The organism is Methyloversatilis sp. RAC08 (assembly GCF_001713355.1).
Classification (GTDB): Bacteria; Pseudomonadota; Gammaproteobacteria; order Burkholderiales; family Rhodocyclaceae; genus Methyloversatilis.
In genome coordinates this window covers 3,273,982-3,285,806 of sequence record NZ_CP016448.1, presented here as the reverse complement: position 1 = coordinate 3,285,806, position 11,825 = coordinate 3,273,982, and the positions used below count along the sequence as shown (strand labels likewise).

The 11,825-nt window shown below is 65.5% G+C and carries 7 protein-coding genes; 5 read left to right on the top strand and 2 right to left on the bottom strand.

The genetic code is table 11. The features are described 5' to 3' along the window. Positions 1-92 precede the first annotated feature (92 nt). Both BSY238_RS15005 and BSY238_RS15000 read right to left on the bottom strand, forming a co-directional pair. Positions 93-731: a PEP-CTERM sorting domain-containing protein gene (locus tag BSY238_RS15005; RefSeq protein WP_069039856.1), complete on the bottom strand. Its 639-nt coding sequence runs from the start codon at positions 729-731 to the stop codon at positions 93-95. 230 nt (positions 732-961) lie between these two features. Then, positions 962-1,594 (bottom strand): response regulator, encoded by a 633-nt coding sequence (locus tag BSY238_RS15000; RefSeq protein ID WP_069039855.1) that lies wholly within the window; start codon positions 1,592-1,594, stop codon positions 962-964. Between the two features lie 15 nt (positions 1,595-1,609). Between BSY238_RS15000 and BSY238_RS14995 the strand changes: the two genes are divergently transcribed. From BSY238_RS14995 to BSY238_RS14975, 5 genes are all read left to right on the top strand, one after another. Next, the gene (locus BSY238_RS14995; RefSeq protein ID WP_069039854.1) at positions 1,610-2,980 is read left to right on the top strand and encodes a sensor histidine kinase; all 1,371 of its coding nucleotides are present in this window, start codon (positions 1,610-1,612) and stop codon (positions 2,978-2,980) included. Positions 2,981-3,388: 408 nt separating this feature from the next. Next, a complete protein-coding gene (locus tag BSY238_RS14990) occupies positions 3,389-6,277 on the top strand; it encodes an adenosylcobalamin-dependent ribonucleoside-diphosphate reductase (protein ID WP_069039853.1) in 2,889 nt (962 codons plus the stop codon). A gap of 145 nt (positions 6,278-6,422) precedes the next feature. Then, positions 6,423-7,310: a transporter substrate-binding domain-containing protein gene (locus tag BSY238_RS14985; RefSeq protein ID WP_069039852.1), complete on the top strand. Its 888-nt coding sequence runs from the start codon at positions 6,423-6,425 to the stop codon at positions 7,308-7,310. Between the two features lie 13 nt (positions 7,311-7,323). Continuing rightward, complete coding sequence (locus tag BSY238_RS14980) at positions 7,324-10,077, top strand: putative bifunctional diguanylate cyclase/phosphodiesterase (RefSeq protein WP_083224064.1); 2,754 nt, start codon at positions 7,324-7,326, stop codon at positions 10,075-10,077. A gap of 99 nt (positions 10,078-10,176) precedes the next feature. Further along, a complete protein-coding gene (locus tag BSY238_RS14975) occupies positions 10,177-11,505 on the top strand; it encodes an SLC13 family permease (protein WP_150123957.1) in 1,329 nt (442 codons plus the stop codon). The last annotated feature ends 320 nt before the right edge of the window (positions 11,506-11,825 follow it).

The window sequence follows — 11,825 nt, the reverse complement described above, 5'->3', positions numbered from 1 at the left end:
ATTCCTACATGATTGTAAGCTGATGTGACAAGGGTGTTGTTCAATGCATCACGTCCGGATGCCGTCGAATCCGCATCCGGACGCTTCATGTGTCAATTTCTGCAAAGCGGGGCCGCCCGGCGGCGGCGCATCGCCTGCAGCGCGACGAAAGCGAGCCCCGTCAATGCCAGGGAGCCCGGTTCTGGCACGGTCGTCACGAGCGGATCGGCCAGCTCGAAGGTCGCGCGTACATCGCGAAAGTGGTACAGGGGCGTATTGGCCAGGAACTGCACCGATTGGGTGCGGTTTGCATCCGGTGTCACAGTCAGCACGCCGGTCGCGCCCAGGTCGAACGTCAGCGTCGGCAGATCGAAGCGATAGAGCTGGTACTGGCCGTTGGCGATTTCCTGCATGCCGATGTCGACCTCGAACGATCGGGTGACACCCATGACGGTCATGCTCAGCGCGTGGGTCCGGTACTGGATGCCGCTCATGCCGGATTCGTCTGCCGGCCCGGTGCCCGCAAACAGCTTGAAGTAGTTGGCCAGCACCGGAGCGTCGCGCGTGAGGTCCAGCGCGCCGCTCAATCCGTCAATGCGGGACCGCGCGCTCGCCAGCGGCTGCCCCTCGAAATAGGTCTGTACGGACGAGCCGGTCGTCTGGAAGGTGATCGGCACGGCGCACGCTGCACCCGCCCACAGGCACACGGAGAAAACAGCGCAGCGCAGCGCCCCGCCAGCGGGAATGTTCATCTGAACCTCCTTGTTGTGGATCGCGGCGGGCGCCTGCCCGCTCGCGACTTCCGGACCGTGCCCGCTTCGAATCCCGCGCCCGGGAAACGCACAGGGGGCGGAATCCGGCACACGTACAGCCGGAAATTTCAGGAGGGAATTAGGCGCGCCGCCTGTTGGGCGGTAAATACGAACAAGCGCGTAGCGCGCGGCCAGAAATGTCGGCGGCCAGGAACTGGATCACGGCCGGATCAAGCCAGGGGCAGGCGCTGGCGGATCGACCACGCCACCAGTTCGGCCGCATTGCGCAGGCCGAGCTTGCGGGCGATGTTTTCGCGGTGCTTGCGTACGGTGTGCTCGGAAATGCCCAGTTCGGCGCCGATCTGCTTGCTCGACAGGCCGCGTCCGACATGGCTGGCGATGTCCATTTCGCGGCTGGTCAGGCTTTCTTGTTCTGTCGTCGCGCCATGACCGAACAAGGTCGCCAGTTCCGGGCTGACGTGGTAGCCGCCGTCGCCGACGGTGTGGATGGCCGACACCAGCGCGTCGGCGTCGTCGGTCTTCAGCATGTAGCCATGAGCGCCGAAGGACAGCGCGGCCTGCACGGTGGCGGCATCCTGACGCGCCGTCACGACCAGCACGCGGGTCGTCAGATGGGCGGCAGCGATGGCCTGCATCACTTCGAGCCCGTCGAGCCGCGGCAGGCCGAGGTCGAGCAGCAGCAGGTCGGGCTGGAGCTCACGGGCGAGCCGCAGCGCGCCTTCGCCATCACCCGTTTCGCCCAGCCAGCGCACGCGCGGCGCACGCGACAGCATCAGACGCAAACCCTGGCGCACCAGGGCGTGGTCTTCGGCGACGACGATGCTAATCTCGCGGGCTTCCATGCGCCGGAAAATACCATGGCGATGACGTCGATACTGCTCGACGCACACGACTGCACGGATGACAGCGCGGACGAGCGCGAGGCGGTCCGGCGCGATCTGCTGGGTGTGCTGTTCGGCCATACGCCCACCATCGTCGCCGGCAACGTGGCCGTGGCGAGCACCGCCGCGGCGGTGCTGGTCAGCACCGAGGGGCACTCGGCGGTCTGGGTCTGGCTGGCCGTCGTCTGCCTGCTGGTCGCCCTGCGCGCGCTTTACGTGCGCTGGATGCAGCCGCAACTTGCCGTGCTGGCCGGTCACCAGCTCGACCGCACCGAGCGCATCTATACAGCTATCGCGGCGCTGACCGGTCTGGCCTGGGGGGTGCTGCCCTGGCTGGGTTACGAAGGGCGCGACCCGTTCATGGATTTCTTCAGCGTTGCCATGCTGGTCGGCATGGCCGGCGGCGCGGTCACCGCCACCACGGCGCTGCCACGCGCACTCAATCTGTATCTGATGTGCGCCCTCGTGCCGTTCATCGTGAAGTCGTGGCTGATCGGCGGCGTCATCAATATTGCCGGCGGCTTGACCATCGTGTTCTACCTGGCGGTGCTGATTTCGTTTGGCCGCAACGCCCACGCGACGATGCGCAACGCCCTGCTGCTGACCCGCCAGAACGCCCGCCTGGCCGACACATTGCGGCGCGAACGCGACGCGGTGCAGACCGCGATGCGCGCCAAGAATCTGTTCATGGCCGGTGTCACGCACGACCTGCGCCAGCCGGTGCATGCGGTCGGCCTGCACATGCGCTATCTGCGCTCGCTGCGCGATGACGAAGTGAACCATGCGACGGTGAATGAAGCCTGTGCCGGTGTCGACGAGGCGGTGCGCGCGATGAGCAGCCAGCTGTCACGCCTGATCGAACTGTCGCGCCTGGAGGCGGGCGAGGCGCGCGTGCTGCGCCGTGCATTGCCGCTGGCCGAGGTGCTGGCGTCGTGCACCGCCCAGTTCGGCCCGCTGGCGCGTGACAAGGGCATCGAACTGGTGATCCGGTCCGGCCGGGCGGTTGTGGACAGCGACCCGATGATGCTGCGCTCCATTCTCGACAATCTGGTGTCGAATGCCGTGCGCTACACCGACCACGGCCGCGTGCTGATCGCCGCCCGTCCACGTGGCGACGACGTGGAGTTGCAAGTCTGGGACACCGGGCCGGGCATCGCCGAAGACCTGATCCCGCAGATCTTCATTCCGTACCGCCGTTTCGACGACCGCCAGACGCGGCACGATGAAGGTCAGGGTCTGGGTCTGGCGCTGGCGCGCAAGCAGGCCGAGCTGCTGGGGCACCCGCTGACCGTGCGCTCGCGCGTCGGCCACGGCAGCGTGTTCGCACTGAGGGTGCCGAAGGTGTAGCTCGCAGCGCCAGTATCGGCGCGCCCCCTGTGGGAGCTTCCTGTGGGAGCTTCCTGTGGGAGCTTCCTGTGGGAGCTTCCTGTGGGAGCTTCCTGTGGGAGCGGCGGCCTCGCCGCGATACGCACTCTGCACGGCGATGGTCGCGGCACTATCGCGGCGAGGCCGCCGCTCCCACAGGCCGCCACTCCCACAGGCCGCCGCTCCCACAGGGGCCGCTCAAGAAGACACTACTTCCTCAGCCAGCCGGGCTCTCCGGGTCATGTTGCAGTGCAATCGCGCAGCGCGCCGTCGCCATCGACCGCAAGGCCAGACGGCAGGCGGACGACCGCCCGGCGGGCTGACTGTCAAGGCTGTTGCCACGTGTCATCGAAGCGTAAAGTTCGGTAAAACGACGTCAGGAGACACCCCATGCAACAGATCGATCTGGTCCCACTGACCGAAGAAGAGAAAATCGCCTGCCTGCCCGAGCAGGAAATATCCAGTGAAGTGCTGATAGAGAAATACGCCAAGGGCGGCGAAACGACGGTGGCCGAAGTGCGCCGCCGCGTCGCGAAGGCGCTCGCCCAGGCCGAGGCGGAAGACCGCCGCGCGCACTGGGAAGCGAAGTTCCTGGACGCGCAGGAGCGCGGCTTCGTGCCTGCCGGACGCATCAGTTCGGCCGCCGGTACCCAGCTCACGGCCACACTGATCAACTGCTTCGTGCAGCCGGTCGGCGACTCGATCACCGAAATCGAAGACCAGCGCCCGGGTATCTACACGGCGCTTGCGCAGGCCGCTGAAACCATGCGCCGCGGCGGCGGCGTGGGCTACGACTTTTCCAGCATCCGCCCGGTCGGCGCGCGCGTGCGCGGCACGCAATCACGTGCGTCCGGCCCGGTCAGCTACATGCGGGTGTTCGACCGTTCGTGCGAAACCGTCGAATCGGCCGGCAGCCGTCGCGGCGCGCAGATGGGCGTACTGCGCTGCGATCACCCGGACATCGAACAATTCATCCACGCCAAGGACAGCGGCGATCTGACCAATTTCAACGTGTCGGTCGGCGTGACCGACACCTTCATGAAGGCGGTCGAAGCCGACGGCACGGTCGAACTGGTGCACAAGGCCGAGCCGGCCAGCGACATCAAGGCGGCCGGCGCGTACCAGCGCGAAGACGGCATGTGGGTCTATGCCAAGCCGCGGGCACGCGAGCTGTGGGACCAGATCATGCGCTCGACCTACGACCACGCCGAGCCGGGCATCCTGTTCCTCGACCGCATCAACCGCGACAACAACCTCTATTACTGCGAAAGCATCGAGGCGACCAACCCGTGCGCCGAACAGCCGCTGCCGCCCTATGGCTGCTGCGATCTGGGGTCGATCAACCTGACCCGTTTCGTGAAGAAGCCGTTCAGCGAAACAGCCGAATTCGATTTCGACGGCTTCGCCGAAGTCTGCGCGGTGGCCATCCGCATGCTGGACAACGTGCTCGAAGTGACCCACTGGCCGCTGCCGCAGCAGCGCGACGAAGCCATGGCCAAGCGCCGCGTCGGACTCGGCTTCACCGGCCTGGGTGACGCGCTGATCATGCTGCGTCAGCGCTACGACACGCAGGAGGCGCGGCTGATGGCGTCGCGCATTTCCGAAGTGATGCGTGACGCCTCCTACCTCGCGTCGGTCGAACTGGCGAAGGAGCGCGGCAGCTTTCCGCTGTTCAACGCCGACATGTACCTGTCGGGCGGCAATTTCGCGTCGCGCCTGCCGGCCGACGTGAAGGAGCAGATCCGCAAGCACGGCCTGCGCAATTCGCACCTGCTGTCGATCGCGCCCACCGGCACCATTTCGCTGGCCTTTGCCGACAACGCGAGCAACGGCATCGAGCCGCCGTTCTCCTGGACCTACACGCGCAAGAAGCGCATGGCCGACGGCACCTTCAAGGAATACGCGGTCGAGGACTACGCTTGGCGCATGTACCGGCACCTCGGCGGCGACGTGACCAAACTGCCGCCCTGGTTCGTGACCGCGCTGGAAATTTCCGCCGCCGCGCACAAGGACATGGTCGCAGCGGTCGCCCCCTATGTAGACACGTCGATTTCCAAGACGGTGAACGTGCCGGCCGACTATCCGTACGCCGACTTCGAGGATCTGTATCTCGCCGCGTGGAAGGCCGGCCTGAAGGGTCTCGCGACCTACCGGCCGAATAGCGTGCTGGGCAGCGTGCTGTCGGTGGACGCGCCGAAGACGGAAGAGAAGAAGCAGCCGCACGACGTCGAAATCATCACCGGCACCAATCAGCGCCTGTCAATCGGCGCGCTGCCGGCGCCGGTGCTGTCCAGCCTGCGCTGGCCGGGCCGGCCCGACATGCCGGACGGCAACCCGAGCTGGACCTACATGCTGAAGACGCCGGGCGGCGAATTTGCGCTGTTCGTCGGCCACATCGAGAACGAAGGTGCGGACGGCCGCATGCAGACCCTGCCGTTCGAGGTTTGGGTCAATGGCGCCGACCAGCCGCGCGGTCTGGGCGCCGTCGCCAAGACGCTGTCGATGGACATGCGTGCCAACGATCCGGGCTGGCTCAAGCTCAAGCTCGACGTGCTGGCGCGTACCGCCAGTGACCAGGGCTTCGACATGCCGATGCCGCCCAGCGGCGAGCACCGCCGCATGCCCGGCGTGGTGGCGGCCTTCGCCAACGTGATCCGCTACCGCTGCGACAAGCTCGGTGCCCTCGAACGCGAAGCGCCGACACCGGTGCTCGACACGCTGTTCGCGCTGCAGGAGCCGAAGACCGGTACCGACGGCACGCTGAGCTGGACGGTGGACATCAGCAACCCGGCCACCGGCGAAGACTTTGTACTGGGCCTGAAGGAAATCACGCTGCCCGGCGGCGAAACCCGCCCTTACTCGGTCTGGCTGTCGGGCAATTACCCGCGCGCACTCGACGGCCTGACCCGCATCCTCGCGCTCGACATGCGCGTGATGGACCCGGCCTGGATCGGCATGAAGCTGCGCAAGCTCATCAGCTATCCGGAACCGCTGGGCGACTTCATGGCCTTCGTGCCCGGCACCCGCCGCCAGCAGAACTGGCCGTCGACCGTCGCCTACGTCGCCCGGCTCATCATCCACCGTTACGCCATGCTGGGCATCCTCGACGAAGCCGGCTTCCCGATGCGCGAAATGGGCATTCTCGAATCGCCGCGCGGCGACGACGAACCCAGACTCATGCAGGGCGCGCTGTGCGGCGAATGCGGCAACCAGTCGGTCATCCGCAAGGACGGCTGCGACTTCTGCACCGCCTGCGGGGCGGTGGGGAGTTGCGGCTGACACGGTCCGTCCCGGCGGCGCGCCCGCATCGCGCCGCCGTCTGCATCAATCCTCGCTAAAGATTGTCCTGCATCAGTCGAAACTGACAGAAGCGGATCACGATGAATGTGTTCGCATTCTTCGATGCAGGCCGAGAGGTGATGTCATGAGATACACACTGGGGCGCGTGTTCGCCGGGTTGTTTCTCTCCGTTCTTGTTACAGGCAGCATCGCTGCAGATCTTGCAGAGGTCCGCGTACGCGGAGAGTTGCGCCACCTCGGCGTCCGCTACGCCAACTTCGTTACCGGCGCCGGCGACGGTTTCGACGTAGAACTCGTGCAGGGCTTCGCGCGCCACATCGGTGTCGGATACCGGCTGGTATACAGCGACTTCTATTCGGTGATCCGCGACCTGCTCGGCCAGGACGTGGTGCGCGAAGGCAGTGCGGTGCGGCTGACCGGCAAGCACCCGGTACGCGGCGACATGATTGCCACGGGATTGACGGTGCTGCCCTGGCGCGAGCGGGTACTGCTGTTTTCGGCCCCGACCTTTCCCTCGCAGGTCATGTTGATCGCACGCGCAGATTCGCGCATCCGGCCCATCCGTGGCAGCGACGATCTGCGCCGCGACATCGAGGAAACACGGGCACTGGCCGTGGGCCACAGTCTGCTCGTGATGGAAAGAACCTGTCTCGATCCGGCCAATTACGACCTCAAGGGCCGCAATATCGAACTGCGCGCCTGGACAGAAAGTACGAACATCAACGAAATGGTGCCGGCACTGTTGAATCGCCATGCCGATCTGTCACTGCTTGACGTGCCCGACCTGTTGCTCGACATGAAGAAGTGGCCGGGCCAGTTCAAGGTGCTCGGCCCGATTTCGGAAGTCCAGGATCTGGCCGCCGCCTTTCCGAAGGATGCTCCGGAGCTGCGCAAGGCGTTCGACGAGTATCTGCGCAGCGTCCGTGCGGACGGACGCTACGACCGGTTGGTGATCAAGTATTACCCGGGTGTGCAGCGTCACTTCCCGGAATTCTTCGTTCAACCCCATTGAGCGGCTGGCGATCATGCCCCCCGTCGTGAGCGCGTGGCTGACCTGGCAACGCGTGGCGCAACTCGCGACCGCCCTGTTTTCGGTATCGGTCGGCGCGCTGCTGGTGCACTCGCATGACTCACAGCAGAAACTGAAGTCATCGGAAGAAGCGCGGCTGCTGGCCGACGCACGTCAGACGGCCGGTCTGCTGACCGACTTTCTGGCGGAGCAGCGTCATTTCGTGCGCAGCCTCGCCGACAGTAACGAGATCGATGTCTTCCTGACCAATCGCGCACTGGGCATGTCCATGCGCTATGGCCTGGGCGCCAACCTGTACGAAGTCGACAGCAGTTTGCGACGCGCCATCGAGCGCCGGCAGGCGCTGGGCAGCCCGGTCTATTCGCGGATCCGTTATGTCGATGAATCCGGCGAGGTGCTGGCCGATACCTCACCCGGCGGACTTGATCTGCCGCCGATGAAGACCGCCGGCCTGGATCCGGTACTCGACATCGATGCCGTGCACCACCGCATCATTGCGTCGGCAGCGGTCGGCTACCGCGGCACGCCCGGCGGCACGGTCACGACGGTCACCGATCTGGCGCTGCTGTCGCGCTATCTGTCGTCGCCGATTGACGACGAAGGACCACGCCAACTGCTGATCGACGCAAACGGGCGGCCGCTGACGGCTAGCCTGTCCATGGCGCTGACGGCCGAGCCGCTCCCTGCGCTGACCAGACTGCCCGAAGGCAATCCGGTCCCGGCCGCTCAGTTGCCGGCGGGCTTGCCCTTGCCGGTTCAGGCGGGCGATCTGGTCCTGCGCAGTGCGGTCGGAGACACCGGGCTGTCGCTGGTGACGCTGGTACCGGAATCCAGGTTGCACGGGCCGCTCGCCGTCCGGATCTTTCCCTACGTTGCAGTGGCCGGGCCCCTGCTGCTGCTGCTCGTGCTGCTGGCTACGCACGGCACACGGCAACGGGCGCGAAAGCTGGAAGCAGATGTGCTCGAGTCCAACCGTGACCGCTCCGAACTGAAGGAAAAGAACGACGCGCTGGTGCGCGAAGTCACGCGCCGGGAAGCGCTGGAAAGGGAACTGCGCGAAAGCGAGGAGCGCTATCGCACCTATATAGAACATGCGCCTGAAGGTGTTTTCGTGACCGATGCGGAAGGTCGCTTCATCGACGCGAATCCGTCCGCTTGCGCCATGGTCGGCTACGCGCGCGAAGAACTGCTGACCATGTCGGCGACGGATCTGTCACCGTTCGGCCTTTCGGGCGACCAGGCCGAACTGCACCGGAGCATCCTCGAAGGCGGCAGCCAGACTGCGGAAATCACCTTGCGCCGCAAGGATGGGCAGGTGCTGGTCGCCGAGCTTCACGCCATTGCGCTGCCGGGCGACCGGATGATGGGGTTCTGCGTCGACATCACCGAGCAGAAGCAGGCTGAGGAACAGATCCTGCAGCTCGCCTACTACGACCCGCTCACCGCCCTGCCCAATCGACGCCTGCTGATGGACCGCCTGCAAAGGGCCATGGCGGCGAGCGGCAGAAGCCGGCAGTTCGGCGCCCTTTTCATCCTCGATCTGGATCACTTCAAGAACCTCAATGACACGCAGGGACATGATCTTGGTGACCGACTGCTGATCGAGGTGGCAAGGCGGCTCACGTCCGCCCTGCGTCAGGAAGACACGGTGGCCCGGCTGGGCGGCGATGAATACGTGATGGTCATCGAAGGTCTGGGGCTGGATGCCGGCACCGCCACGAGACAGGCCGAAGCGGTCGCAGACAAGGTACGCAGCGCGCTCGCGCAGCCCTTCGTGCTGCAGGCGGACCGGCCGCCTCACCACTGCACCACCAGCATCGGCGTGACGCTTTTCCAGGCGTATGACACGGCCGCCGAACTGCTGCTGAAGCAGGCAGACGTTGCGCTCTACCAGGCCAAGAACGCCGGTCGCAATACGTCGCGCTTCTTCAATCCGGACATGCAGGCCGCCATCGACGCCCGCGCCGCGATGGAAGCGGCACTGCGACGCGGCATCGCACAGCATGAATTGAAGCTCTACTGCCAGCCGCAGGTGGATGCGAACCACCGCGTGACGGGCGCCGAGGCATTGCTGCGCTGGCTGCCGCCCGACTCGCCGGCGGTCCCGCCGCTGCAGTTCATTCCGCTGGCCGAGGAAACCGGGCTCATCGTCCCGATCGGCGAATGGGTGATCGAACAGGCCTGCGGCTGGCTGAAATGCTGGCAGGGCGACGCCGACATGGCCACGCTCTGCCTGTCGGTGAATGTGAGTGCCCGGCAGTTCCACCAGCCGGACTTCGTCGACTGCGTGCTGGACGCCGTTCGCCGCCACGGCATCGACGCCCGCTACCTCACGCTCGAACTGACCGAAAGCGTGGTGCTCGACCGCGTCGAGGAAGTGATCGAGCGCATGCTGCGCCTCAAGGCAGTCGGCATCCGCTTTTCGATCGATGACTTCGGCACCGGTTATTCCTCGCTGTCCTACCTCAAGCGCCTGCCCGTCGACGAGGTGAAGATAGACCGCACCTTCATCCGCGACCTCACGCACGACCAGAACGATCTGGCCATCGTGCGCGCCATTCTGGCCATGAGCCACTCACTGGGTCTGTCGGTGATTGCCGAGGGCGTGGAAACCGATGCCCAGCACGCGCTGCTGATGCAGTACGGGTGCGATGGCTTCCAGGGCTATCTGTTCGGCCGGCCCGAGCCGGTGGATGAGCTGGTCACCCGCTCACGCCGTGATGCGCGCGGCATCATCACGGCGATGTAGCAAAGGCTCGTTGGCGGCGACCTGTGAGCTGTCCATGGGCTGACGCGGATGCGCGCACCGGTATCCTTGTATCCGGTCCGTACTTTCTTCGATCCTGAAATGGCCGCTTCCCTTTTGCGCATCGGCGCCTGCGCGGGGCTCGCCCTCGCCGTGGCCGCCTTTGGCCCGGACGACCCCGCACTGCGCGCCGCGCTGGCGATCTTTGCGCTGGCCGGATCCCTGTGGATGACGCAGGCTCTGCCGCTGACGCTGACCGCGCTGCTGGTGCCGCTGCTGGCGGTGCTGTTTGCCGGTGTGCCGCCATCGAAGGCGCTGGCGTCGTTCGCGCACCCCATCATCTTCCTGTTCCTCGGCGGCTTTGCGCTGGCGGCGGCACTCGCACGGCACGGACTGGACCGCTGGCTCGCGCGCCGGGTGCTCGCACTGTCGGGCGGCCGCCGGGTGAGCTCGCTGGCCTTGCTGTTTGCACTGACTGCACTGCTGTCGATGTGGATCAGCAATACCGCCACCGCAGCCATGATGCTGCCGCTGGCACTCGGTCTACTCGGCCCGGATGCCGATCCGCGCGAACGCACCTTCGTGCTGCTCGGCGTGGCGTACAGCGCCAGCATTGGCGGCATCGGCACGCTGGTCGGCAGCCCGCCGAACGCCATCGCCGCTGCCCAGGCCGGCATCGGCTTTGCGGAGTGGCTGCGCTTCGGACTGCCGCTGGTCGTCGTGTTGATGCCGCTGATGGCGGCGACGCTGTGGCTGGTGCTGCGTCCCGAGCTGGGCGGCCGCATCGAACTGCCGGCAGACGACGGCGAAGATGGCTGGACGCCCGGACGCATTGCCACCGCTTCGGTATTCGCATTCGCCGTGCTGGGCTGGGTGTTCGGAGCGCCGCTGGCACGCGCGCTGGGCGTCGAACAGGACATCGATGCCGTGGTCGCACTGGCCGCCATCGTTCTGCTGGTGGCCAGCCGCGCCATCGACTGGCCGGACATCGAATCACATGCGCAATGGGGCGTACTGCTGCTGTTCGGTGGCGGACTGGCGCTGAGCGCCCTGATGGGTTCGAGTGGCGCGAGCCGCTTTCTGGCCGATGCACTGACCGACCTGCTGCGCGGCACGCCCGACTGGCTGGTGCTGCTGGGCATCATCGCCTTCGTCGTCATGCTGACCGAACTGGTGAGCAATACCGCAAGCGCCGCGCTGCTGGTTCCGGTTTTCGCCGTACTGGCCCCCGACTTCGGCCTCGATCCGCGCGCGCTGTCGGCGGCCATTGCGATCTCGGCCTCGTGCGCCTTCATGCTCCCGGTCGCCACGCCTCCGAACGCGCTGGTATTCGGCACCGGCCACGTGTCGGCGGCTTCGATGATGCGCTGCGGACTGGTGCTGAACGCAGTGTGCATCGGCGTCATCACGCTTTACGCACGCCTGGTGTGACGACGGCTCCGCGTTATCAAAGACTGAAAGATGCCTGGCGGAAGCGGAGCGAATCCTACCTATATGTTTTTTTGTGAAGCGCCCTGTGTCTCAACATCATTTCAAAAACGTTATGCCATCCTGTCTTGCTGAATGTCGAATCAGGCTTTCGAGGCATTTTTCCCAAGTTTTTCGTGGTTCATAAAGTCGGGGCGCGTCACTGATAACAGGAGCAGAAATTGGGGGGCAGTTTTTTGCCGTTGCGACACAGTGACGTCGGCACTGAGGCGACATCGTCAGCGATGCACTCGTCGCGCCGAATCACTAATTTGATTCGTAAA